The sequence below is a fragment of the Kribbella ginsengisoli genome (assembly GCF_039537185.1).
Taxonomy (GTDB): Bacteria; Actinomycetota; Actinomycetes; order Propionibacteriales; family Kribbellaceae; genus Kribbella; species Kribbella koreensis.
Genome location: NZ_BAABAA010000005.1, coordinates 92,423 through 116,056, shown reverse-complemented (window position 1 = coordinate 116,056; position 23,634 = coordinate 92,423). Strand labels below are relative to the sequence as shown.

Here is a 23,634-nt window from a genome sequence, read left to right as displayed (position 1 = left end):
TGGGCGATTCGGCTTATCCAGGCCGCGACCAGCTGAGGATCGTCACCTGGCGGGCGCCTGCGTGTGGGGTGGTGGGGTCGCTGTCCACCAACGCAACCTTGGACCGTAGGGCGGGCGTGCCGGTCGGAGTACAGGTCGGTGACTTCGGACAGATGTAGACGGACAGGTACATGCTGAAGACGAAGCCTGGCGAGTCGTCCGGGACCTCGATCACCACGCCCCCGTACGAGAAGCTGCCGGTCTCTCTGACCCACAGGGACCGGGAGATGACCCCGAAGCGGAAGACCTGCTCGGCCGCGTTGTTGAGGGTGATGTCGAGTGCCGCCTTCGGCGCGTACGTCGTGCCCTGGACGTAGAACTGATTGCCGGCGTTGTTGACCGCCGTGACCAGAGAGCAGTTGGCCCCGTCCTGACCGCCGCCCGCATACGGCGTACTGGTGACACAGCCACTGCTAGCCCGAAACGCCGGCGGAACGAAGGTGAGTTCGAGCTGGATCGAGTCGATGTACTCGGTGTCGTCCTTGGGACTGTTGACGAGATTCGTCTTGAGGTCGATGGTCGAGCCGCTGTAGGTTCCGGCGTTCACGGCCTTGGCGAGGGCTCCGGTCCGCGCGGTGTCCAGCGGGATCGTGTCGACCTTCAGGACCCCGCTGCCGAGCTGGCCGGAAGTCGACCCGGTCAGGGCCGGGCCGCCTGCGGTGGTCAAGGAGACATCGAAGGAATCGACATCGGTGATGTCCGTATGCCTGTGCAGGATCTTCACCTCGGCGGACTTCAGCACCGACCCTGCCGGAATCGGCGTGGTCGGCGCGAAGCCGCTCACCTTGAGGATGGTCGAGTCACTCTTCTTCTTGCTGTTCCAGGACGCGACCGGGACATCGCCGCCCGTTGCGAGGTTTGCGGTCGTCGCATTCGTGAAGTCACCCGCAGACGTCACACTGGAGAGCTTCAGCGAGTTGTTGTTGCCGGTCCACGCAACCGGCGCGTCCGCACCTGTGGTCAGGCCGTAGATGGCGACGGGGGCCTTGTCCACCCGGTACGTCCCGCAGATCTCGGCCTGGCCGGACTTGATGGCGAAGCGGCTGTCGGCGCCGAAGATGAACTGCACGCCGACCGCGCTCGCGTTCTTGATCGGGTTGTCGCAGGAGCCGGGGATCGAGGCCGGTACCGGCGGGCTGCCGATGACGGCGCCGGCGGAGTTGACCGGCGTACCAGCGACCAGATAGCCGTCGTTGACCGTCCAGGTGTTGCCCTCGCTCCCCGGGTTGGGGAGCAGCGGGTTGGCGTTCACCCCGGTGTTGCGGAAGTCGAAGTAGTACACCCCAGGCTTGAACCACCAGGTGCTGTTCTTGCAGGAACTGTTGCCCTTCATCATGTCGTTCAGCCCGACCACGTCGTCGTACGTGCCGGGAAGGAAGGTCACCACCGAGTTGGCCGTCGTGCAGGACGGCACGTTGCGGTGCACCGGCGGATCGGTTGCCGAGGGCGAGTATCCGGGATCGTCGCCGAGGGCGTTCGGCGTACTTCCGTAGTTGCACGACGGTGCCGGAGTGCTCTGGATCGCGCCCGTGCAGGAGGTCCTGGCCCAGGTCGAGGCGTTGGTGTTCAGGGTGCCGTTGACGACGTTGATGTTCGAGTTGGAGAACACGTTGCCGCGGACCCGGAAGGTCGATCCGGTGTTCTGGCGGATGTTGAGACCGTCCTCCCCGCTGACCTTGCCGAGCGTCAGGATCGCGTTGCCCGGCCGGTTGCACTGCGACAGCGACGGGCACTGGATCAAGACCTTCTTCGGGTCCGCGGAGCAGGTCACCGCGGCCGAGTCGGCACCGTAGAAACCGTTCAGCGGCAGGGTGTTCGAGGCCCCGAAGCACTTCTGGCCGGCGGCGTCGTTGTAGGTGCTGTTGCGCAGGTTGTTGATCGACGCCTGCAAGGCGCCGTCGGCGTTGTACGTCGCGGCCGCCTGGTCGCGCAGCCCCACCGTCGTCCGCAGGCCGGTGTCCGATCTGGTCAGCAACGCGGCCAGTCCGAGCGCGATCACCGTGACCAGGATCATCACCAGAACCAGCGCGGCTCCTTCCTCGGAGCGGGCGCGAGCGAACCGGGATTTCATGACTGCCTCCGCTGACCGTTGAGCGTGATCGGGTAGTCGCCCACCGATGGTTTCGTGGTCACCAGCCGGAGCGTGATCTCGTTCGGCACCGTCGCCGACTCACACGTCGACGAGCACGTCACGGTCACGCTGCCTGCCTTCACGTTGTGCGCGATCGGCACGTCGACAGGGGTGTCGCTGCCCGAGCACTTCAGCCGGTGCAGCTCGATGCCACCGGCAACCGTCTTCAGGTAGTAGGCGACGACGACCGTCTCCGGAGTCGTCATCGAGTCGGCCGGGTCCCACGAATCGGACAGCAGTCGCAGCGCAGCGACCGGAGTATCGGCCCCTCCGCAGGTGTAGCCGCCCTGGTTGTAGGCCGCGTTCCGCTGGACGGACGACTTGAACGGCAAGGAGTTGCCGTTGACGCTGTCGTAGTCACGGATGCCGACGCCGGCCACATCACGGGCGAAGTACGACGAGCTGAGCTGCGCGTCGTGCGACACGGCCATCCGGTCCTGGGTCGCGCCGGTGTTCTTCAAGGCGCTGACCACCGTGCCGGACAACGGAACCGTGATGATGCCGAGGATGACGATCGCCACCAGCAACTCGACCAGGGTGAACCCGCCTTCGGAGCGGATCCGGTCTCTCAGCTGCATAGGACATCCCCCAGTCCACAAGGCTTTCTCAGTACTACCACCAGCTGCTCGCTCGCGCGGCCATCGGCGCTGGCCACCTTGATGGTCAGCTTCTGCAAGCCCTTGTCCGTGCCACAGGCCGGCTGCCACGCCGTACCGTCCCAGTACCGGATCGACCCGGCGACGACCGAGTGCTGGAAGCCCGCCGGATCCACGAAGGTCCCGAGCGTGTACGGGGCCGGCGAAGCACAGCCGTCGACATAGTTGCCATCGGCGACGTACTTCTGCAGCGCCTCGGCATAGTCGCGGACCGTGGTACCGGCGGTCGCCTGTTTGCGGTGGATGTCCGACATCAGCACGCTCGTGGTCAGGCCGGCCATCAGCGCCACCGCGGCGATGCCCATGATCGCGACTGCCAGCAGCATCTCGACCAGGGTCTCCCCTCGCTCGCCGGCGACCGGGGGGAGAACACGGTGGCGGCCGGACATCAGCCCTGGACCTGACGGAAGATGCCGTACATCGCGGACACCAGCGCGACTGCGACGAAGCCGACGACGACCCCCATCACGATGATGACGGCCGGCTCGAACAGGCCGATCAGTTTCTTCAGCTTGTAGTCGAGTTCACCCTCGTAGTACTCCGCGGTGACCTCGAGCTGGTTGTCGAGCGTTCCGGTGTCCTCACCGACCCGCATCATCTGGGCTGCGGTGGTCGGGAAGAGGCCGGTCGCGGCCAGCGGCCGGGCCAGGCCTTCTCCCTCGAGCAGTGCCTCACCGGCTCCACCGAGCGCACGCCGGAAGACGAGGTTCGGCAATGAGCCGGTCGCCACCCGTAGGGCTTCGGGAAGCTGTACGCCGGCGCCGACCATCGACGAGAGGATCCGGCAGAATCGCTCGACCAGAGCGAACTGGATGGTGCCACCGAGCACGGGAAGCTTGAGGAACAGCTTGTCCCTGGCATAACGACCGCCGTGCGTCCTGGTGACAGCGAACACGAGCAGGCACACCGACGCCGCCCCGATGCCGACTGCCCACCACCAGGCAGTGAGGAAGTCGGTGACCGCGAGCAGCATCCGGGTCGGCAGCGGAAGCGTGGCGTGCAGACTCGCGAAGAACTCCTTGAACCGCGGCAGCACGAACGCGGCCAGCACCACGACGGTGACCAGCGACATCAGCGACACGATGGCCGGGTAGATCATCGCCTGCTTGATCTTGCGCCGCGCCTCCAGGTCACGCTCCAGGTACTTCGCGAGCTGGGCCAGCACCGAGTCGAGCTGTCCGCTGAGCTCCGCCGATCGCAGAATGCCGCGGTAGAACTCGGGAAAGATCTTGGGATGCCGGTCGAAGCAGTCGGACAGCTTCTCGCCACCCCGCAGGCCCTCCTCGACCTCGGCCATCATCCGGCGAACGGAGTTGTTGTCGGCCTCCTGGCCGAGACTGTGGACGGCATCGATCAGCGGCAGGCCGGCCTTGATGAACGCGCCGAGCTGGCGGGACAGGTGCATGACCTCCTCGCGCTTGACCCGCCGGGCGGTGATCTCCAGCTGGAGCACACCTGGCTTCTCGGTCACCCGGATGTCGCGGAGCTCGCGCTCGTACAGAGCCAGCTCGGCCTCCTCGCGGGTGTCCGCCTTGGTGATCCCCTTGGCGCGCTGACCGTCGGGCGCGATCGCGACGTACGCGTATCTGGTCATCTCAGCTCCCGACCACGTAGATGGAACGCACGACCTCGGCGACCGTGGTGACGCCCGCGCCGACCAGCCGGACCGCTTCCTCTTGCAGGGTTCGCATTCCCTCGTACCGTGCGGCCTTGCGGATCTCGTCGTGGGAGGCCCGGTCGACGATCAGCTCGCGGATGGTGTCGGACACCGGCATCAGCTCGTAGACCCCGGTCCGCTCGAGGAACCCGGTCTGCGCGCAGAAGTTGCAGCCTGCTCCGCGGACCAGCCCGCCGACCGGGACGCCACCGCCGAAGGTGTCCAGGAACGCGAGCTCCTCGGCGGGCGGCTGGTAGCTCTCGCGGCAGTTGTGGCAGATCCGGCGTACCAGCCGCTGGGAGACCACCGCGCTGATCGAGGATGCGATCAGGAAGTTCTCGATTCCCATGTCCAGCAGGCGATGCAGCGCCGTCGCCGCGTCGGTCGCGTGCAGCGAGGAGAGCACGAAGTGACCGGTCAGGGCGGACTGGACGGCGATCCGCGCGGTCTCCACGTCGCGGACCTCACCGACCAGGATCACGTCCGGGTCCTGCCGCAGGATCGACCGCAGCCCGCCGGCGAAGGTGATGCCGGCCGACTCGTTGATCTGGATCTGGTTGATCGAGGAGAACGTGTACTCGACCGGGTCCTCGATGGTCATGATGTTGCGCTCGGGGGTGTTGATCTCGCCCAGCGAGCCGTAGAGCGTGGTGGTCTTGCCACTGCCGGTCGGCCCGGCGCAGATCACCATCCCGTACGGCGACCTGAGCAGGCTGGAGTAGCGCGCGGCCATCTCCGGTGGCATCCCGAGCTGTTCCAGCTTGAACAGCGGACGGCTCTTGTCGAGCAGCCGGAGCACGACCTTCTCGCCACCGACCACGGCCGTCGTGGAGACGCGGATGTCGACCTCGCGGCCTTCGACGTCCATGCTGATCTGGCCGTCCTGCGGCCGGCGCCGCTCGACGATGTTGAGGTCTGCCAGGATCTTGATCCGGCTGACCACCGCGGGGCCGATCGAACCGGGCAGCTCGAGCTGGTCGTGCAGGGCGCCGTCGACGCGGAACCGGATCCGGACCCGGTCGTCGTGCGGTTCGATGTGCACGTCGGAGGCCCGGTCCCGCAGCGCTTGGGTGATGATGAGCTGGACAACCTGGACGACCGGGGCTTCGTCGTTGGCGGAAGCCACCTCGACCCGGCTGGAGTCCTTGCGGATCACGTCCCGCGCCTCGAACATCTTGAGCCGGGAGTCGATCCCGGTCAGGGCCCGGAAGCTGTTGCCGATGGCGGTGAGGATGTCGGTCGGCGCGGCGATCCGTAGTACGACTCTGCCGTCGAGCACTGCCCGCAGATCCGCCTCGACCTCCGGATCGGCCACCGCGACGGTGATGCTGTCCTCGTCGATGGTCAGCGGGACGGCGGTGAGCGCGCGGGCGGTCTGCTCGTCGATCAGCGCCGCTGCCGCGGGATCCGGGGTGACCGTGCGGAGATCGACCTGAGCGAGTCCGTGCTGTTCGGCGATCTGCCGAGCCCGGTTGCGCTCGATCTGGAGGTCCTCCTGGGTCGCGGCCGGACGGACGTCGGGCCGCGCGGTGAGGGTGACGACGGCCGCGGCCTGGTCACGCTTGCGGTGCCTCATGCCGGCACTCCTGCCCGCAGCCTCGGCCGCGACTCGATGTCCTTGGGATAGAGGCTGCGCGCGGCGGCGTCGTCGTACGAGACCGCGCCGGACTGGACCAGCCCGGACAGCGACTGCTCGAGCGTGAGCATGCCTTCGCGCTGGCCGGTGACGAGGGAGTTGCGCAGCTGGTGCGTCTTGCCTTCCTTGATCAGGTTGCGGATCGCGGAGTTCGCGACCATCACCTCGTACGCCGCGATCAGGCCGCCGCCGACGCGGGGAATCAAGCGCTGGTAGACGACTCCGCTGAGGGCCGCGGCGAGCTGGACCCTGACCTGGGACTGCTGCTCGGGTGGGAAGACGTCGATGATGCGCGCGAGGGACTGCGCGGTGTCGTTGGTGTGCAGGGTGGCGAAGACCAGGTGGCCGGTCTCGGCGATGGTGAGCGCGAAGCGGATCGATTCGAGGTCACGCATCTCGCCGACCAGCAGGACGTCGGGGTCCTCGCGGAGAGCCGAGCGGAGCGCGTCGGGGAAGGACGCGGTGTCACTGCCGACCTCGCGCTGGTTCACCGCGGAACGCTTGTGGTCGTGGACGTACTCGATCGGGTCCTCGATCGTGATGATGTGGCAGGCACGGTCGGTGTTGATCTGGTTGATCACGGCGGCGAGCGTGGTCGACTTGCCGGAACCGGTCGGGCCGGTGACCAGGACGAGGCCCTGATGCTGCTTGGCGAACTGGCCGAGGATCGGCGGCAGGCCGAGCTCGGCCATCGTCGGGATGGTGCGCGGGATCATCCGGAGCGCGATCGTGCTGTCGCCGCGCTGGCTGAACGCGTTGCCGCGGATGCGGGCGTGGTCGCGCCAGGAGAAGGAGAAGTCGAGCTCGAAACTGTTGCACCAGGCATCGGCCTGGGCCGGCGTGAAGAGCTCGGTCAGCAGGTTGTCGGTGTCGTCGTGGGTCAGCGCCGTGGTGCCGTTGACCGCGTGCAGTGCGCCGTGGACGCGGATCTGCGGAGGCATGCCCACGGTGAGCAGCAGGTCGGTGCCGCCTGCGTTCCAGAGCTCCTCCAGCAGCACGTCGACGCGGCTACCGCGAGCAAGACCTTTCATGAGATTCCTCCAGTGAGGCGGTTGGAACACTGCCGGGGAAAGCCCTTGGGGGTCAGCCCTCCCCGGCAGTGGCTTGTGGTGGATCGGTCAGCTGCAGGCACCGGAGGCGGTCACGACGCCGCCCGCCCCGAGCGTGATCACGTAACCGCCGTTCGCCATGGTGGCCGTCGGGGCGCTGCGCAGGAACTTGTCGGGAGCCGTGGTCAGCTGCAGGTAGCCGTCGGCGCCAGCGTCCGGATACCTGGTGTTCTTGGCGTAGTACGCCTCGACCGCAACCTCGACCGTCGAGCGGTCCGACTTGCAGGCGGCGGCGTTGCCGCGGTCCTGGATGCCGGAGACGGCGAAGACGACGATGCCGGAGAGGACGCCGAGGATGACGATGACGATCAGGAGTTCGATCAGGGTGAAGCCGGACTCGTTCTGACGAGCTTGACGCAATTGCTTGAGCATGATGGTTTCGCTTTCTTTTCAGGGATCTTTGAGTTGGTTCGAAGGCTGGTGCTAACCGGGCGGCGGATCGCGGCTGCACCTCCCGTCGCTGGGGAGGACGGCGGCGGCTAGTTGCCGGATCGCCTGGCTGACCGCGTGGTCGGGTTGGGCGGAGGTGAGTGGTTCGCCGCGGTTGATCGAGGCGGGGACGCCGTCCCAGGTCGGCAGGTGACCGGCGATCGGGCTTCTGAGCAGTTCGTCCAGGAGTCCGGGCGGCAAGGCCGACGAGGCGTCGGAGCGGTTGATCACGATCGAACGGGCGGTCCGGTCGTACGGCAGCAGGTCGAGCATGTCGAGCGTCACCCGGAGGTTCCTCAGCGCGGGCCGCTCCGGCGTCGTGACCAGGATCTGGTGGTCCGCGACGTCGAGCGCCGCCAGGACATGCGGGCCGAACCGGCTGGGCGTGTCCACGACGACGAAGTCGTAGCTGAGTGGAAGGACGGCGAGCAGGCGGCTCACCAGTGAGGCCGGGATCAGCCGATCGTCACCGGGCCGGGTCGGCGCCAGCAGACAGTCGAACCCGGGGAGGTAGTTCGTCATCAGTCCAGCGACGATCTCCGGGGTCAGCTGATCGGCCACCGGGAGCGCGTCGACCATGCTGCGCTCGGACCGCAGGCCGAGCAGGCTGGCGGCGTCGCCGAACTCGAGATCGAGGTCGAGCAGGCAGACTCTGCGGGCGCCACGGTCGTGCAGGACCGTGGCCAGGTTGGTCGCCACCGTGGTCTTGCCGCAGCCACCCTTGGCCGCGAAGACCGTGACGATCCGGCCGTCCGCCATCTCACACCCCCCGCCGTTTGGACGGGATCAGCACTCTGTGTCACTGCCTTCGGCACTGCTCCCGCCTAAAGAGTGGGCGCGAGGGGCTTGCCCGTTACAGCGGGTGAACGGGTGACAGAGAAGGTGGCGACCGGGTGGGCCATCCGTCCTACGCCTGTCGACCGAATGGCCGACAGACAGAACTGCGATTACGTGGCGTCGGGGAGGGTTGCCAGGAGGTGGAGGGCGACCTGGATGTTCAGGGCGCGGTCGGGGTCCAGCCAGCCCTGGCCGAGGAGGACCGTCACTCTGTCCAGGCGTTGCTGGACGGTGTTGGGGTGGACATGCAGGACCTCTGCGGCGCGGGTAGGGCTCTGGCCGGCCGCGAAGTACGCGCGGAGGGTGCCGAGGAGGTCGGTACCGCGCTGTCCGTCGTACTCGATGACCTTGCCCAGTACGTGGTTCACGTGGGTCGCGACGTCGACGTGGGCGGCGCCGACAAGGCCTGCGAGGCCGAGGTCGTCCGGTGCTGCGGCCTGGGCGGTTCTCTGCAGCCTGAGCATGGTCGCAACCAGGCGGCCGGCCTGCTGGTGCGCACTGACCAACTGGTCGCCCCACCGCGCTGGACCGGCCACTGCGATGGTCACGCCGGTACGCCGGGCTACGTCGTCCAGGCGTTGGGCCGCTGTTGTCGCGTTGGGCAGGTCGAGCAGCATGACGAGATCGCCTGCGTAGGCGCCTGACAACGTGAGCCTGTCCTGCAGTGGAGCGTCTAGGCGGGCCAGTACGCCGGTATGGTCACCGCGGCACACTGCGACGACTACCTGCTTGGGCAGTTCCTTCTTACCCAGCAGGCGAAACCGGTCTGCCAACGCTGTCGAGCCGGTGAGCGCATCACCCAGGATGTCGGCTTGCGCCCGCTCCGCCTGCTCAGCAGCCTGTCGACGGAACAGCAGTACCAACGCTGTCACCACAGCCGCCCGCTCCACAATCCGCTGGTCGGCGCCGGACAGCTCGTCCACTCCACCGATGACCAGCGCCCCCAGCCGCTCGCCCTTGGCCGTAGCGGCCACCACCCAGCAGTCGCCGGTCCGTGTCAGCCGCCCCGAGGCCGGCGACTCCGCCCAAGGCATCGGCCGACCGCCCGCCACTCCCGCAATGGGTTCGGGGTCCACCTCGCCCGCTCGAGCCAGTTCGTTGCCGATGGCATCGACCAGGACGACCCATACAGCCAGTAGTTCGGCTAGGGCGGCTGCTATAGCGTCTACGTCGCCGCCGGAGAGGACTATTTCGGCGAAGCGGTCGTGGGCGGCGGCTGCGTGTTCGGCGCCGGCGTGGGCGGCTGAGAGTTGCTCCAACGCGGCGGCGGTCTCGGCGGTGGCCCGGACCTGGACCAGGGTGACCGCGGCCAGGGTTGCCAGCGATCCGAGGAGGGAGACCTCTTCGCGGCTGAACGGGCGCCGGGTGCGGTTGGAGGCGAACAGTACGCCGACGAACGCGCCGTCGACGATCAGCGGCGTACCGCAGATCGCGACCAGCCCCTCCTCGCCGACCGCGTGGTCGATCCGGGACGTGTGCTTGAAGCGTTGGTCGCCGGGATAGTCGGCTGTCCAGTACGGCTTGTGGGTCTTCGCGACGAGCCCGCCGAGCCCCGCACCGAGTGGCAGCCGGAGTTGCTGGAAGGCGGCCGAGACGGACCCGTCGGTGGCCCGCATGAAGGTGTCGCCTTGCGCAGCGTCGTACAGGGTCAGGTACGCGACGTCGGTGCCGATCAGCGTGCGGGCGCGATGAACGATCGTGTCGAGGACGCCGCCGGGGTCGCGGGCGGAGGCGAGCTCGCGGGCGACGTCGACGAGCGCCGACAGTTCCGTCTCGCGCTTCTTGCTCGCGTCCATCCCGGCGCGGATCCGGAGCGCGAGATCGCGGGCGGCCTGGTTCGTCCCGGCCGCCCGCGCGAGCTCGCTCCCTGGCGCGTCATCGGCCAGCAGTCGCAGCAACTCCTCCATCAGCGGATCATGTCACCGCTTGAATCACAGCGTCGTGAGATCGCGTTGCCGGGTCTCGCCGTAGCTGAGCACCGCGACGATCGAGATCACCGCGCACACCGCGACGTACACCGAGATGGCAAAGCCGGAGTCATACGCCTTCAGCAGCGCGATCGCGATGAAGGGCGCCAGCCCGCCGGCGATGATCGAGGCGAGTTGGTAGCCGACCGAGACCCCGGAGTACCGGACCCTGGTACCGAACAGCTCGGTGAAGAAGGATGCCTGCGGCCCGTACATCGCGCCGTGCAGCACCAGCCCGATGGTGACCGCGACGACCGCGAGCCCGAAGTTCTTCGTGTCGACCAGCGCGATGAAGACGAATCCCCAGACACCGACCCCGATCGCGCCGAACAGATAGACCGGCTTGCGTCCGACCCGGTCCGACAACGCGCCCCACAACGGGATCGCGCAGAAGTGCACCGCGGCGGCGATCAGCACGGCGTTCAGCGCGAACGACTTGCCCAGCCCGAGATGCTCCTTCGCGTACGTCGCGATCACGATGGTGAAGATGTAGTAGCTGACGTTCTCCGCCATCCGCGCGCCCATCGCGGTCAGCACCTCGCGCGGGTAGTTCGTGATCACCTCGACGAACGGCAGCTTGTCGGCCGGCTCCTGCTTGGCCCGCGCCTCGCGGAACACCGGCGACTCCTCGATCCGCAGCCGCACCCAGAGTCCGACCAGGACCAGTACCGCCGACAGCAGGAACGGGATCCGCCAGCCCCACTTGTCGAACGCCGCGTCGCTCTGGAAGGCCGCCAGTCCTGCCAGAACTCCGTTGGCGATCAGCTGCCCTGCCGGTGCGCCCGCCTGAGGCCAGGACGACCAGAACCCTCGCCGCTTGGGATCGCCGTGCTCCGACACGATCAGTACCGCTCCACCCCACTCGCCGCCGAGCGCGAAGCCCTGGATGAGCCGCAGGACGGTCAGCAGGATCGGCGCCAGCGCTCCCACCTGCGCGTACGTCGGAAGCAGGCCGATCGCGAACGTCGCCATGCCCATCATCAGCAGCGACAGCACCAGCAGGTTCTTGCGGCCGAGCCGATCGCCGAAGTGGCCGAACACGACGCCGCCGATCGGCCGGGCGAAGAAGCCGACGGCGAAGGTGGCGAAGCTGAGCAGCGTCCCGGTGAGCTGCTCGCCCTTGGGGAAGAACAGGTCGCCGAAGACGACGGATGCCGCGACGCCGTACAGGAAGAAGTCGTACCACTCGACGGTCGTGCCGATCAGGCTGGCGCCGACGACCCTGGCGATCGGGGTCCTGGTCCGCGTGGGTTCTGTTGATGTTGCCATGTGGGCGGGCTCCTTGTTAGTGGGCGGTCCAGCCGCCGTCGAGGACTAGCGAGCTCCCCGTGAGCGAGGCCGAGGCGGGTCCGCACAGGAGTGCGACCAGCTCAGCCACCTCTTCCGGCTCGATCAGGCGCTTCACGGCGACCGGCTCGAGCAGGACCTTGTCGAGTACTTCAGCCTCGGTCAGGCCGTGGACGAGCGCCTGGTCGGCCAGTTGGGCGGTGACGAGCGGCGTACGGACGTACGCCGGATTGACGCAGTTGCTGGTGACGCCGTGCGGGGCGCCTTCGAGCGCGACGACTTTGCTGAGGCCTTCGAGCCCGTGCTTGGCCGCGACGTACGCCGCCTTGAACGGGCTGCCGCGGAGGCCGTGGACGGACGAGATGTTGACGATCCGGCCCCAGCCACGGCCGTACATGTGCGGGAGGGTCTGCCGGATCAGGCGGAACGGGGACTCCAGCATCAGGCGCAGCAGGTAGCCGAACCGGTCCGGCGGGAACTGCTCGATCGGCGCCACCTGCTGGACCCCGGCGCTGTTCACCAGGATGTCGATGTCGGTCGGCAGGTGTTCGAGGCTGTCCAGCTCGGTCAGATCGGCCGTGATCGTCTCGATGCCGTCGGCCGCCAGGTCGCTGAGCGCTGCGGTGTCGTAGTCGACCGCGACGACCTGTACGCCGTCCGCGGCCAGCCGGTGGACGCAGGCGGCGCCGATGCCGGACGCGGCTCCGGTGACGAGGGCTCGACGGGTCTCCATGGCCGAGGACTCTAGAAATCCGCGCCGCCGCGCACTATGGGGTGACCTCACACAGTGCGGGGTTCGGTCATGGTGCCGCACCCCACCCAGCCACACCGTGACCTATCAAACCTGCTTGTGGTGATAGGACGATTTACAGTTGAACCCATGGTCGACATCGAACAGCCGAAGAAGAAGGCCGCCGGCGTCCCCGCCGTGCTCTCGTCGTTCAAGTTCGGGCTGCGGGAGATGGGGGCGGCCCGGACCGGCAAGGTGTTCCTCAAGATGAACCAGGACCGCGGCTTCGACTGCCCGTCCTGCGCCTGGCCGGACCCCGACAGCAAGCGCAAACACGCGGCCGAGTTCTGCGAGAACGGCGCCAAGGCGGTCGCCTGGGAGGCGACCCGCAAGCGGGTGCCGCGGTCCTTCTTCGCCGAGCACTCGATCGATGACCTGGGCAAGATCTCCGAGTTCGAGCTGGGCAAGCTCGGCCGGATCACCGAGCCGATGCTGCTGCGGGCCGGCGCGACCCACTACGAGCCGGTCGGCTGGGACGAGGCGTTCCACGTGGTGGCCCGGCACCTCAAGGCGCTCGTCGACCCGAACGACGCCGTCTTCTACACGTCCGGCCGGACCAGCAACGAGGCGGCCTTCCTGTACCAGACCTTCGTACGGGCGTACGGCACGAACAACCTGCCCGACTGCTCCAACATGTGCCACGAATCCTCCGGTACTGCGCTGTCGCGGGTGATCGGCAGCGGCAAGGGCGCCGTGACGCTGGACATGCTCGAGGAGGCCGAGCTGATCGTCGTGGTCGGCCAGAACCCTGGTACCAACGCGCCGCGGATGCTCAGCCATCTGGAGATCGCGAAGAAGAAGGGCGCCGACATCGTCTCGGTGAACCCGCTGCCCGAGCCGGGGCTGATGAACTTCAAGAACCCGCAGCGGCCGTCCGGCTGGGTGGGCAAGGGGACGGCGCTGGCCGATCAGCACCTGCAGATCCGGATCGGTGGCGACCAGGCGCTCTTCCTTGCCGTCGGCCACTTGCTGCTGGAGGCCGAGGCGGCTGCGCCGGGGACGGTGCTGGACAAGTCGTTCATCGAGAGCCACACCAGCGGGTACGAGTTGTATGCGAAGCACAATTCGGAGCTGGACTGGGCTGCCGTCGAGCAGGCGACCGGGCTGACCCGGGCCGAGATCGAGGAGTTCACGCAGCGGTTCATCAAGTCGAAGGCGACGGTGATCTGCTGGGCGATGGGGCTGACCCAGCATCGCGAGGCGGTCGCCACGATCACGGAGATCGTGAACGTGTTGCTGCTGCAGGGCAATATCGGCAAGCCGGGCGCCGGGCCTTGCCCTGTTCGGGGGCATTCGAACGTACAGGGCGATCGATCGATGGGCATCTGGGAGAAGATGCCGGACGCGTTCCTGGATCGGCTGGATCACGAGTTCTCGTTCACGTCGCCGCGGGAGCACGGGATCGATGCTGCCGAGACCGTGCATCGGTTGCGGGACGGCGCGGTGCGGGTGTTCTTCGCGATGGGTGGGAACTTCGCTTCGGCTACGCCGGATACGGAGGTCGTGGCCGAGGGGTTGCGGCGGTGTGATCTGACCGTGCACGTGTCGACGAAGCTGAATCGGTCGCACACGATCGTCGGACGGGAGGCGTTGATCCTGCCGACGCTGGGGCGGACGGATCATGACCACACTCCTGCCGGGCCGCAGTCGGTGACGGTCGAGGACTCGCAGGGTGCTGTGCACCTGTCGACGGGGAACTTGTTGCCGCCGGCACCTGAGTTGAAGTCGGAGGTGGCGATCGTCTGCGGGATCGCTTCGCTGGTGGTGCCGGAGATCGGGGAGATTCCGTGGGCGGACTTCGCTGACGACTACAGCTTGATCCGGCAGCGGATCGGGCGGGTCTGCGATGGGTACGAGGACTTCGAGCAGCGGTTGCAGGCGACGGGTGGGTTCTTGCTCGCGCACGCGGCACGGGACAAGCGGGTCTTCAAGACGTCGGATGCGCGGGCGCAGTTCAGCGCCAACGAGTTGTCTTGGTTGCCTACTGAGCCGGGGCGGCTGCTGTTGCAGACGATGCGGAGTCACGACCAGTTCAACACGACGATCTACGGGTTGGAGGATCGGTACCGCGGTGTGCACGGGACGCGGGAGGTCGTCTTCGTCAACCCGTCGGACCTCGCGGAACTCGGGCTGGAGGACGGGCAGCGGGTCGACATCGTCAGCGAGTTCCGGGGTGTCGAGCGGCGGGCTTCGGGTTTCCGGCTGGTCTCGTATCCGACCGCGCGCGGCTGCGTAGCGGCGTACTATCCCGAAACCAACGTCCTGATGTCGGCCGACGACGTCGCCAAAGGCAGCAACACCCCCGTGGCCAAGGGCCTGACCGTCCGCCTGGAGCGCACCAACTAGCCTTGCGCGGCGACTGGTGGGTCAGGACTGCCAGTCGCCGATGTTGTTCCAGGTGTTCTGCAGGGTGAGGACTTCCTGCGGGATCCAGTCGGCGGCCAGCTCGTACGCGTCGCGCATCGCCTCGATACCGCCGGCCTCGTTGAGGATCTCCCCGATCGCCCGGGCCCGGCGGTCCCCCGCAGTACCTTCCCGGAACGACGTCGCCTGCCCGAGCCCGACCAGTTCGCGAACCAGCGGCGGCAGATCCTCCAGCGGAATACGCCGCGCCCGCCGGAGCTGCTCTTCCTTCTCGTTGTACGCCCGCAGGTGCTTGAGGTCCCGGAGATCCTTCTTACTCAGCCCCGGCCCACGCCGCCATCGCTCGAACATCCAGCCTCCTCGAATTGTCCGACCCGATGACTAGTGTCCCGTAAGCGATGTGGCTTGAACGATAGCGGTGTCCAGGTGCGTGCATCGTGGTGCTTGAGCAGTGGCCTCGATGCGGAGCATCGTGGGCGCTGGGCAAGTGCCGCGAGGTGCGTGCCTGGGCGCCGATAGCGTCGAGCCACATCGCTTACGGGGCGCTAGCATCCCGCATCGTGAAGGCATCTCGCATCGAGCAACCTACCGATCTCGACACGGTCCGCGCCTCGTACGACCGTGTGGCCGACAACTACGTCGCGATGAACCTCGGCGACATCACCGCCTACCCCTGGCTCCGCACCGCAATCGACGGCTTCGCGACCGCAGTACAGGGTGTCGGCCCGGTACTGGACGTGGGCTGCGGCCCGGGCGACGTGACCGCCTACCTGGCTGACCGCGGCCTCGACGTCTCCGGCGTCGACCTGTCGCCCCGGATGATCGACCATGCCCGCCGTCGGTACCCCGGCCGGCAGTTCTCCGTAGCCTCAGCCACCGACCTGAACCTCGCGGACTCATCACTCGGCGGAATCCTCGGCTGGTGGTCGCTCTTCAACCTCCCCCGCCACGTCCTCCCCCAGGTCCTGAACTCCTTCGCCCGAGCCCTGGTCCCCGGCGGCCACCTCATCATCGGCACCCACCAAGGCGACGACGACCTGGTACGAACGCAGGCGTACGGCGCAGTCCCGGTCACCTGGACCACCCATCTCTGGCAACCCGAACAGCTCTGGCAACTCCTCACGTCGGCCGGCCTCTCCCCAGTAGCCGACCTACGCCTGTCCGAAAGCGTCGCCGGCGTCCCCTCGCTGGTCCTCGTCGCCCAACGCCCCACCACCTGACCCCTCAACCGGTGGGCACAGGCGGCCTGCTCAACCGGTTTGGGGAGGTTCTTGTCCGAGCATGGGGAGCAAATTGCCCCCGATCCGGGCCATTTGTCTCCCCACTCCCCCTTCTCCTGAAGAGGTCCCGCTCACGGGTTCGTGAGCGGGACCTCTTGGCTTGGGAGTGTCAGCCGACTGGGGTCAGTTCTCGGTCGGGTTCGGGGGTGGGGGTGGTGGCGTGCTTGGGCTGGCGGCCTCGGAGCCACTTGGGGGCCCACCAGTTGGCGTCGCCCAGGAGGGTCATGATGGCGGGGAGGACGACGGCTCGGATGATGGTGGCGTCGATCAGGATTGCCACCGCGAGGCCTACGCCCAACTGCTTCATGTCCAAGGTGCTCAGGGTGGCGAAGACTGCGAAGACGCCGATCATGACGGCGGCTGCGCTCGTCACCACGCCTGCGGAGCCGGTGATGCCTTCGGCGACTGCTTGCTTGGTCGGGACGCCCCGGAGTACCGCCTCGCGGATCCGGCTGACCACGAACACGTGGTAGTCCATCGACAGGCCGAAGAGGACTACGAAGAGGAACAGTGGGAGCCACGAGACGACTGCTCCGTTGGAGCGGAAGTCGAGCAGACCCTCGGCCCAGGTGTTCTGGAAGACCGCTGTCACCACCCCGTACGCCGCACCCGCACTGAGCAGGTTGAGCCCGATGGCCGTGACGGCGACGACGACCGAGCGGAAGGTCACCATCATCACGATCATCGTGAGCAGCAGGACGAAGCCGATCACCAGCGGGAGTTTCGCCCGGGTGTGGGCGGCGTAGTCGACATCCGCCGCCACGAACCCACCGACCGCGTACTCGACCCCCGGCACCTTGCCGAACGTTTCCGGCATGAGCTCCTTGCGCAGCTTCGTCAGCGAGTCACGCGCCTCCTGGCTGCCACCCTCGTACGGCGTAGCGACCTCGAACACCGTCACCCGACCATCGGCCGAGACCTTCGGCTCCTCCAGACCGTCCTGCGCAAACAGCTTGTCCGACTGCGTCCGCTTGATCAGGTCGGCGAACGCGGCCTTCACCGCAGGCTGCTGGTTGGCAGGCGCCCGTACTGCGACCTCGTGGCTGGTCCCCGTGCTCGGGAAGGCCGCGGTCAACCGGTCGTACGCCTTCATCACCGCGGTATCGCGCGGCAGATCCTCCGTACCAGGGAACTTCAGCGTCATACCGAGCGCAGGCGAGGCCACCGCGAGCAGCGCGGTCACGGACACCAGCAGGGTGGCGACCGGGTGCTTCAGGGCCGGCTTGAGCACGGTCGGCCAGAAGCGGGGCTGCGACTTGTTCGCCGTCAGGCGCCACAGCAGCGGGATGCGGGGACGGTCGACCCAGCGGCCCAGCTTGGCGAGGATCGCCGGGAGCACGGTCAGCGAGCCGACCACCGCGACGGCGACCACGAGGATCGAGCCGACGGCGAAGGACGAGAAGACGGCGTCGCGGGCGAGGAAGAGTCCTGCCATCGAGATGATGACCGCGGTACCGGAGACGACGACCGCGTGCCCGGAGGTTGCCGCGGCGATCTCGACCGCGTCGACGTGGCCGCGGCCCTTGGCGCGTTCCTCTCGTTCGCGGCGCAGGTAGAAGAGTGAGTAATCGACGCCGACCGCCATACCGATCAGCAGGATGACGCTGTTGACCGCGTCGACCGCTGGTACGAGCTGTGATGCGGCTGCGGCCAATCCGATCGCGGCGGCGACGGCTGACAGCGCGAGCAGCAGCGGCACCGCGGCGGCGATCAGTGCGCCGAAGGCGATCAGCAAGATGATCAGGGTCACCGGCAGGCTGAAGATCTCGGCGCGCTGGAAGTCCTTGCCGAGCGTCTCGTTCAGCGCCTTGTCGATGGACTCGCCACCGACCTCCTCGACCCGCAGCCCCGGGAAGTCCTGCTGGACCTTGGCCGTCGTGTCGAGCAGCGGCTGGACCCGGTTCTCGTCGTCGCCGTCCTTCAGCGTGACCTGGACGATCAGCGCGTCCTTCTTCGGCGACAAGGTGGGCTTGGCGACCTCCGCGACCCCACCGAGGGCGCGCATCCGCTCAGTCACCACGCCGGCGACCTTGGTGGCCTCCGCCTGGTCGAGTTGACCCGAGCGCGGCGTGATCAGCACGCTCTCGACGTCGTGGTCGGGGAAGTTGCCGGACTTGACGATGTTGTCGGCGCGGGTGACCTCGCCGATGTCGCCCTCGTTGCTGGACTCCTTGGTCCCCGTCATATTGCCGAGCGCGAAACACGCCACGACTACGACCACCCACATGGCGATCGCGCGCCACGGATGGGTGGCACTCCAGCGTGCGGCCCGCACCGTGAGTTGTCCCCTGGAAGTGGACATGGTGGTTCCTACCCCTCTGCGCCCGCCTCTGGACGCACCCTCCCAGCCCGGCCCGACGCCGACTGCTGGCTACGTGTCTCAGCATTCGTTAAGCCGGGCACCGCCCACCATGCAGGAAGCCACCGACTCCACCCTGGTGCCAGCCCCACCCCACCCTGGGCGAACCCACAGCCCAGAACTTTCCCGTACTACGTACGAGCAGCGACCCGCCCCGTCCGACCTGACGGAACGCACCGGTAACCCAACCCACCGTGCCCCCACCCGCTCACCCACTCCCCCACCAGCCGGATCCACCCCCGGCCAACCCCTGGGGGGTCATCCCCGAGTACTACGCGGCACAGGCGCCCGCGACGCCGGACCGGACCGGACCGGACCGGACCGGGCGGCTGGCCGGGGAAGGGGGCCGGGCCGGGGCTGGGCCTGGCTGGGGCTGGGCCTGGCTGGGGCCGGAGCTGGCGCTGGCCGGGGCAGGGGCTGGGGCGGGGCAGGGGCTGGGGCGGGGGCGAGACCGGCGGGCGGCCGAGTGCTGGCGCCCGGGCAGCAGCCCGGGGGCGGAGGCCCGGACGGGGGGTGTGCGGGTGGTGGGAGGCGCGGCGTACCGGCGTACGGGGGTTAGAAGTCTTCGAGGTCGAGGGTGGAGGCGGCTGAGATGCCCTCCAGGTAGCCTTCGGCGCGCTCGGCTTTGGGGTAGCGGTGGACCAGTTCCCAGAACGCTGCGTTGTGGGACGGCTCCACCAGGTGAGCGAGCTCGTGGACCAGGACGTAGTCCACCACCCAGGCCGGCATCGACTGCAAACGGGTCGACAACCGGATCGAACGGTCGGCCGGAGTGCAGGATCCCCACCGTCGATTCTGGTTCGAAACCCACCTCACAGACGCAGGTTCGGGCACTTCTGGGAGGTGGCGACACGCGAGATCGTGTGCTCTGGCCAACAATTTTTCGTCCGACACGCGGGATCTGCTGCGCTGCTTCTCGAGCCGCTGGAGCATGGTTTCGACCCAGCGCGCCTCCTCGGCGGCGGACAGCCGATCGGGCATCAGCACGATCACCCGCTCACCGTCCCGGTAGGCGCTGACGGTCCGCTTGCGCCGCTTGCTGCGGCGGATGTCCACATACGGCGGGATCGGGCGCGGTGGAGAGTCGGCCATGACTCAGACCGTACCGCCTGAATCCCCCAACTTTCTTCTGTCCACATCCTGTGAATTGACGTTTCCGCAGGTCAGACGCCAGTTAGCGGATCGGTGGACGCTGGTTGTTCACATCCTGTTCCCCCGCTCGTCCACAGTGTCGACCGGCGCGCCCCACAGCTTGCACACAGGTTTATCCACAGGGGTGGACAACGTGGACTTGTCAGCGCGGCCGGCAACTCCTAGCGTCAGGTCCAGCAGGCTCCCGGACCGCCTCCGGGGCCATTCGGAGGGGAAGCCGAGTGGTTCCGAAGGCGGACAACCGGGAGCCTGCTCTGCGTCGCCGAAGACCACGGAAAGCGATTTCCAAGCGGCACGCGGAGCGGGAGATGGACTTGAGCCACTCTCAGCCTGCCGTAGGGTGAATCCCGATTGGGCCGAACGGCCTACGGCAGGACGGTCTGCCGAAAGCATCCACGACGGCCGGGCAAAGCCTCGGCTGGTATCAAGCAAGGAGAGGGCCCTCATGGCAGAGACCTGGAGCGGCGAGTTCTACTGCGTCAAGTGCAAGGCCAAGCGCACCGCCGACGGCGAGGTCAAGGTCAACGACAAGGGCACGCGCATGGCCAAGGCCAAGTGCCCCGAGTGCGGTACGAACCTGAACCGGATCCTCGGCAAGGCCTGACGCACCAAGTCGTGGGGGCGGCGGTGCGACCTTCGGGTCCACCTCCGCCCCTCCGTCGTCTACCAACCTTCACGTCCTGTGATCCGACTCGCGGTGCCCCTGCTGGGGTTCCGCTTGGGTGACCGGACAGAATGGGGAGCGTGTCCGACCTCCCCCGCAAAGCACTCAGCCGCACCGCCAAGCTGGCCAGCCTGCCACTCGGCGCCGCCGGGCGCGCGACCGTCGGACTGGGCAAGCGGATCGGCGGTGCGCCGGCCGAGACGGTGATGGCCGAGTTCCAGCGCCGTACGGCCGACCAGCTGTTCTCCGTCCTGGGTGAGCTCAAGGGCGGCGCGATGAAGTTCGGGCAGATGCTGAGCCTGATGGAGTCGGCGATGCCGGAGGAGTTCGCGGCACCGTACCGGGCAACGCTGACCAAGCTGCAGGACTCGGCGCCACCGATGCCGGCCTCGACCGTGCACACGATCCTGTCCCGCGAGCTGGGCAAGCGGTGGCGGGACCGGTTCCAGGAGTTCGACGACCTGCCCGCGGCAGCCGCGTCGATCGGCCAGGTGCATCGCGGCATCCTGAAGGACGGCCGTGAGGTCGCGATCAAACTCCAGTACCCGGGTGCCGCCGAGGCATTGCGGGCTGACCTCAAGCAGCTCGGCCGCTTCGCCCGTACCTTCGGCGCGCTCGTGCCTGGCGTCGACATGAAGCCGCTCGTCGCGGAGCTGCAGGAGCGGATCGGCGAGGAGCTCGACTACGACCGCGAAGCGCAGGCGCAGCAGCAGTATGCGGATGCCTTCAAGGACCACGACGAGTTCGTCGTGCCCCGCGTCATCAAGCACTCCCCCACGGTCATCGTGTCCGAATGGATCGAGGGCAAGCCGCTCTCGAAGGTGATCACCGAGGGTACGAAGGAAGAGCGGGACGAGATCGGGCTGAAGTACGTCCGGTTCATGTTCAGCGGCCCGCGACTCGCTGGGCTCCTGCACTCCGACCCACACCCCGGCAACTTCCGCGTGATGCCCGACGGACGGCTGGGCGTCGTCGACTTCGGCCTCTGCGCCCGGCTCCCGGATGGACTGCCGCCGGCGATCGGGCGGCTGCTGCGCATCTCGCTGGAGGGCGACGGCAACGCCGTACTGGAAGGCTTGCGGTCCGAGGGCTTCATCAAGCCGCGGATGGACATCGATCCGACGCAGTTGATGGACTACCTGGCGCCGTTCGCGGAGCCGGCCCGCGAGGAGTACTTCCACTTCAACCGCGCCTGGATGCGCGCCCAGGCCAACCGGACGAGCGACTTCCGCTCCCCCAACGCCTCAATGGCCCTCAAGATCAACCTGCCCCCGTCCTACCTGTTGATCCACCGAGTCTGGATCGGCGGCATCGCCGTCCTCTCCCAACTCGACACCGAGGCGCCCTTCCGCGCAGTCCTCGAAGAGTTCCTCCCCGGCTTCACCGACTGACCCGCTTCACCACCAGGCGCTGTCGAGCTTTCCTTCGATACTGCGCACGTTCTCGCGGGCGCAGCGGTCGCAGTACAGAAGCTTGCGTCCGTTCTCGACCGAGGTCGCCCAGGTGATCGGCGCGTCCTCGCTCTCGGCCTGAGTACCGCACAGGGAACAAGTGGCGTTAGGCATAAAACCATTCTGCTCCACCCCTGGCGCCGACCTAAAGAAGACCGCTCGGCTGTTGAAGAAGCGGTTGGCTTAGCTGCAACCTCGGCTGGAGACCGTGCCCGCGCTCGGCGCGCTTAGGCTCTCGGGCATGCGATGGCTGATTCATGGGGAGAGCGAGGCGTGGGGGAACCCGTGGCTGAGTGTGCGGCGGCTTGATGTTGAGCAGCCGGATGGGCGGCGGTTCGACTATCACGCGGTTCGGTTGAGGCATGTTGCGGCGGCTGTGGTGCTTGATGCCGACGAGCGGGTGTTGTTGATGTGGCGGCATCGGTTTTTGACTGATCGGTGGGGTTGGGAGTTGCCGATGGGGTTGATCGAGGTGGGTGAGACGGCGGCGGAGGCGGCGGCTCGGGAGGTTGAGGAGGAGACGGGGTGGCGGGTCGGGGAGCTGGAGGAGTTGGTGTATTCCGAGCCGGCGGCCGGGATCATGGACTCCGAGCATCATGTGTTTCTGGCCACCGCGGCGGTGTGGGTCGGTGAGCCGACCGAGCTGAATGAGTCGGATCGGATTGAGTGGATTCCGCTGAGCGATGTGCCGGGGATGATTGCCCGGCGGGAGATCGTCAGCGGAATCACTCTGGTGGGACTCCAGCAGGCACTACTTCAGGCCCGGTGACCGTCTGAGGGGTGGACGGTCACCGGGTGGCTGGGGTTACTCGGGCTGAGTCTTGAGGACGATGCGGAGGTTGGCCTTGGGCTGGTGTTGCCATGCCTCCTCGGCCTGTTCCAGGGGGTAGGTCTCGATGATGGGGCGGATTCCCTTCAGGACGGCGAAGTTGAGGGTTTCTTCGCTGTCCTGGGCAACGCCGCTGTACCAGCCGGAGACCGACAGTCTGGAGTCGGCAAGGTCGTGGCCGGTGACCTGGATGGGGTCGCCGCCCTCGAGCACGATCAGCTGGCCGTTCGGGCGCAGGCCCTTGACCAGGTCGGACTGCAGTTCCGCGCGAGACACCGTCGCCAGCACGGCCGCCGCGCCGCCGAGTGCCTTCAGCGCCGCACCGGCACCTTCGTTGCTGTCGATGTACTCGTCCGCGCCGAGCTCACGCGCCAGCTTCTCCTTGTCCCGCCCGCGGTTGATCGCGACGGTCCGGAAGCCCATCTTGTTCGCGAACTGAATCGCCAGATGCCCGACCCCACCGACACCCTGTACCGCCACCGTGTCCCCCGGCCCAGCATGCGCGTGCCGGAGCGCATTGAAAGCAGTGATCCCGCCACACATCAACGGCGCCGCCTCCTCGAAGGTCAGCCCCTCGGGAATCCGGGCGACCGCGTCCTGCGGAGCCACCATGTACTCCGCATAGCCGCCGTCGTAGGACGTACCGACGATCGTGTGCTGGACGCAGTTGGTGAAGTCACCGCGACGGCAGAACTCACAGGTGAAGTCGACACCACCCGACCAGCCGACCCCAACCCGCTGGCCGACCTGAAAAACCGTCACGCCGTCGCCGACCGCGTCGACCACACCGGCGATTTCATGGCCCGGAACCCGCGGAAGTACCGTCCCGAAGAGCGCGTTGCGGGGAATCGCGTCGCCGCCGCAGATCCCGCAGGCGTAGACCTTCACCCGGATCTGGCCGGCCGCGGGCTCGGGGATGGGCAGATCGGTCATCACGAAAGGACCACCGGCCTGCTGGACCTGGGCCGCACGCATTGTCGCTGTCATCTGTTGTTTC

The 23,634-nt window shown here is 67.5% G+C and carries 21 protein-coding genes; 5 read left to right on the top strand and 16 right to left on the bottom strand.

The annotated features are described in order from the left end of the window. Positions 1–13: 13 nt before the first annotated feature. From ABD768_RS19290 to ABD768_RS19240, 11 genes are all read right to left on the bottom strand, one after another. Entirely contained in the window at positions 14–2,110 is a 2,097-nt protein-coding gene (locus ABD768_RS19290; RefSeq protein ID WP_344842412.1) for a pilus assembly PilX family protein, read from the bottom strand. Then, a complete protein-coding gene (locus tag ABD768_RS19285) occupies positions 2,107–2,748 on the bottom strand; it encodes a PulJ/GspJ family protein (RefSeq protein ID WP_344842410.1) in 642 nt (213 codons plus the stop codon). The genes ABD768_RS19290 and ABD768_RS19285 overlap by 4 nt, the downstream gene beginning before the upstream one ends. Next, complete coding sequence (locus ABD768_RS19280; RefSeq protein ID WP_344842407.1) at positions 2,739–3,215, bottom strand: type IV pilus modification PilV family protein; 477 nt, start codon at positions 3,213–3,215, stop codon at positions 2,739–2,741. The genes ABD768_RS19285 and ABD768_RS19280 overlap by 10 nt, the downstream gene beginning before the upstream one ends. Next, on the bottom strand, positions 3,215–4,420 hold the full coding sequence (locus ABD768_RS19275; RefSeq protein ID WP_344842405.1) for a type II secretion system F family protein: 1,206 nt from the start codon (positions 4,418–4,420) through the stop codon (positions 3,215–3,217). Before ABD768_RS19275 ends, ABD768_RS19280 begins: the two co-directional genes overlap by 1 nt. Before the next feature lies 1 nt (position 4,421). After that, the gene (locus ABD768_RS19270; RefSeq protein ID WP_344842403.1) at positions 4,422–6,059 is read right to left on the bottom strand and encodes a GspE/PulE family protein; all 1,638 of its coding nucleotides are present in this window, start codon (positions 6,057–6,059) and stop codon (positions 4,422–4,424) included. Beyond that, on the bottom strand, positions 6,056–7,150 hold the full coding sequence (locus ABD768_RS19265) for a type IV pilus twitching motility protein PilT (protein ID WP_343964262.1): 1,095 nt from the start codon (positions 7,148–7,150) through the stop codon (positions 6,056–6,058). Before ABD768_RS19265 ends, ABD768_RS19270 begins: the two co-directional genes overlap by 4 nt. Positions 7,151–7,237: 87 nt before the next feature. Continuing rightward, positions 7,238–7,588, bottom strand: coding sequence for a type II secretion system protein (locus tag ABD768_RS19260; RefSeq protein ID WP_344842400.1), 351 nt, complete (start codon positions 7,586–7,588; stop codon positions 7,238–7,240). 63 nt (positions 7,589–7,651) lie between these two features. Further along, entirely contained in the window at positions 7,652–8,416 is a 765-nt protein-coding gene (locus tag ABD768_RS19255; protein ID WP_344842397.1) for a CpaE/TadZ family protein, read from the bottom strand. Between the two features lie 188 nt (positions 8,417–8,604). Continuing rightward, positions 8,605–10,401, bottom strand: coding sequence for a helix-turn-helix domain-containing protein (locus ABD768_RS19250; RefSeq protein ID WP_344842394.1), 1,797 nt, complete (start codon positions 10,399–10,401; stop codon positions 8,605–8,607). A gap of 24 nt (positions 10,402–10,425) precedes the next feature. After that, positions 10,426–11,730: an MFS transporter gene (locus ABD768_RS19245; protein ID WP_343964254.1), complete on the bottom strand. Its 1,305-nt coding sequence runs from the start codon at positions 11,728–11,730 to the stop codon at positions 10,426–10,428. A gap of 16 nt (positions 11,731–11,746) precedes the next feature. Then, positions 11,747–12,481: an SDR family NAD(P)-dependent oxidoreductase gene (locus ABD768_RS19240; protein ID WP_343964252.1), complete on the bottom strand. Its 735-nt coding sequence runs from the start codon at positions 12,479–12,481 to the stop codon at positions 11,747–11,749. A gap of 147 nt (positions 12,482–12,628) precedes the next feature. Here ABD768_RS19240 and ABD768_RS19235 point away from each other — a divergent pair, with 147 nt between their 5' ends. Beyond that, positions 12,629–14,884, top strand: coding sequence for an FdhF/YdeP family oxidoreductase (locus ABD768_RS19235; protein ID WP_344842391.1), 2,256 nt, complete (start codon positions 12,629–12,631; stop codon positions 14,882–14,884). Positions 14,885–14,905: 21 nt separating this feature from the next. On the opposite strand, the gene ABD768_RS19230 is transcribed toward ABD768_RS19235, so the two are convergent. Beyond that, a complete protein-coding gene (locus tag ABD768_RS19230) occupies positions 14,906–15,253 on the bottom strand; it encodes a hypothetical protein (protein ID WP_344842388.1) in 348 nt (115 codons plus the stop codon). Between the two features lie 209 nt (positions 15,254–15,462). Between ABD768_RS19230 and ABD768_RS19225 the strand changes: the two genes are divergently transcribed. Next, on the top strand, positions 15,463–16,122 hold the full coding sequence (locus tag ABD768_RS19225) for a class I SAM-dependent DNA methyltransferase (protein ID WP_344842385.1): 660 nt from the start codon (positions 15,463–15,465) through the stop codon (positions 16,120–16,122). Positions 16,123–16,291: 169 nt separating this feature from the next. Here ABD768_RS19225 and ABD768_RS19220 read toward each other — a convergent pair whose 3' ends face one another. Together ABD768_RS19220 and ABD768_RS19215 are read right to left on the bottom strand one after the other, a co-directional pair. Further along, positions 16,292–18,484 (bottom strand): MMPL family transporter, encoded by a 2,193-nt coding sequence (locus ABD768_RS19220; protein ID WP_344842383.1) that lies wholly within the window; start codon positions 18,482–18,484, stop codon positions 16,292–16,294. Between the two features lie 612 nt (positions 18,485–19,096). Next, entirely contained in the window at positions 19,097–19,633 is a 537-nt protein-coding gene (locus tag ABD768_RS19215) for a M48 family metallopeptidase (RefSeq protein WP_343983010.1), read from the bottom strand. Between the two features lie 505 nt (positions 19,634–20,138). Here ABD768_RS19215 and ABD768_RS19210 point away from each other — a divergent pair. Then, a complete protein-coding gene (locus tag ABD768_RS19210) occupies positions 20,139–20,297 on the top strand; it encodes a DUF5679 domain-containing protein (protein ID WP_012922897.1) in 159 nt (52 codons plus the stop codon). Between the two features lie 131 nt (positions 20,298–20,428). Continuing rightward, positions 20,429–21,748 carry an ABC1 kinase family protein gene (locus ABD768_RS19205; RefSeq protein ID WP_343983007.1) on the top strand — a complete coding sequence of 440 codons (1,320 nt, stop codon included), beginning with the start codon at positions 20,429–20,431 and terminating at the stop codon, positions 21,746–21,748. A gap of 6 nt (positions 21,749–21,754) precedes the next feature. On the opposite strand, the gene ABD768_RS19200 is transcribed toward ABD768_RS19205, so the two are convergent. After that, on the bottom strand, positions 21,755–21,922 hold the full coding sequence (locus ABD768_RS19200) for a hypothetical protein (RefSeq protein ID WP_343983005.1): 168 nt from the start codon (positions 21,920–21,922) through the stop codon (positions 21,755–21,757). A 94-nt stretch (positions 21,923–22,016) separates the two neighbouring features. Here ABD768_RS19200 and ABD768_RS19195 point away from each other — a divergent pair, with 94 nt between their 5' ends. After that, entirely contained in the window at positions 22,017–22,577 is a 561-nt protein-coding gene (locus ABD768_RS19195) for an NUDIX domain-containing protein (RefSeq protein ID WP_344842378.1), read from the top strand. A 36-nt stretch (positions 22,578–22,613) separates the two neighbouring features. Here ABD768_RS19195 and ABD768_RS19190 read toward each other — a convergent pair whose 3' ends face one another. Then, positions 22,614–23,624: an alcohol dehydrogenase catalytic domain-containing protein gene (locus ABD768_RS19190; protein WP_344842376.1), complete on the bottom strand. Its 1,011-nt coding sequence runs from the start codon at positions 23,622–23,624 to the stop codon at positions 22,614–22,616. Positions 23,625–23,634 lie beyond the last annotated feature (10 nt).

Coding starts and splice junctions, on each gene's coding strand:
- ABD768_RS19250 (WP_344842394.1), bottom strand. CDS start 10,401: ATGGAGGAGTTGCTGCGACTGCTGGCCGATGACGCGCCAGGGAGCGAG.
- ABD768_RS19290 (WP_344842412.1), bottom strand. CDS start 2,110: ATGAAATCCCGGTTCGCTCGCGCCCGCTCCGAGGAAGGAGCCGCGCTG.
- ABD768_RS19210 (WP_012922897.1), top strand. CDS start 20,139: ATGGCAGAGACCTGGAGCGGCGAGTTCTACTGCGTCAAGTGCAAGGCC.
- ABD768_RS19255 (WP_344842397.1), bottom strand. CDS start 8,416: ATGGCGGACGGCCGGATCGTCACGGTCTTCGCGGCCAAGGGTGGCTGC.
- ABD768_RS19265 (WP_343964262.1), bottom strand. CDS start 7,150: ATGAAAGGTCTTGCTCGCGGTAGCCGCGTCGACGTGCTGCTGGAGGAG.
- ABD768_RS19275 (WP_344842405.1), bottom strand. CDS start 4,420: ATGACCAGATACGCGTACGTCGCGATCGCGCCCGACGGTCAGCGCGCC.
- ABD768_RS19270 (WP_344842403.1), bottom strand. CDS start 6,059: ATGAGGCACCGCAAGCGTGACCAGGCCGCGGCCGTCGTCACCCTCACC.
- ABD768_RS19235 (WP_344842391.1), top strand. CDS start 12,629: ATGGTCGACATCGAACAGCCGAAGAAGAAGGCCGCCGGCGTCCCCGCC.
- ABD768_RS19215 (WP_343983010.1), bottom strand. CDS start 19,633: ATGGCCGACTCTCCACCGCGCCCGATCCCGCCGTATGTGGACATCCGC.
- ABD768_RS19200 (WP_343983005.1), bottom strand. CDS start 21,922: ATGCCTAACGCCACTTGTTCCCTGTGCGGTACTCAGGCCGAGAGCGAG.
- ABD768_RS19205 (WP_343983007.1), top strand. CDS start 20,429: ATGGGGAGCGTGTCCGACCTCCCCCGCAAAGCACTCAGCCGCACCGCC.
- ABD768_RS19230 (WP_344842388.1), bottom strand. CDS start 15,253: ATGTTCGAGCGATGGCGGCGTGGGCCGGGGCTGAGTAAGAAGGATCTC.
- ABD768_RS19280 (WP_344842407.1), bottom strand. CDS start 3,215: ATGTCCGGCCGCCACCGTGTTCTCCCCCCGGTCGCCGGCGAGCGAGGG.
- ABD768_RS19245 (WP_343964254.1), bottom strand. CDS start 11,730: ATGGCAACATCAACAGAACCCACGCGGACCAGGACCCCGATCGCCAGG.
- ABD768_RS19220 (WP_344842383.1), bottom strand. CDS start 18,484: ATGTCCACTTCCAGGGGACAACTCACGGTGCGGGCCGCACGCTGGAGT.
- ABD768_RS19240 (WP_343964252.1), bottom strand. CDS start 12,481: ATGGAGACCCGTCGAGCCCTCGTCACCGGAGCCGCGTCCGGCATCGGC.
- ABD768_RS19190 (WP_344842376.1), bottom strand. CDS start 23,624: ATGACAGCGACAATGCGTGCGGCCCAGGTCCAGCAGGCCGGTGGTCCT.
- ABD768_RS19285 (WP_344842410.1), bottom strand. CDS start 2,748: ATGCAGCTGAGAGACCGGATCCGCTCCGAAGGCGGGTTCACCCTGGTC.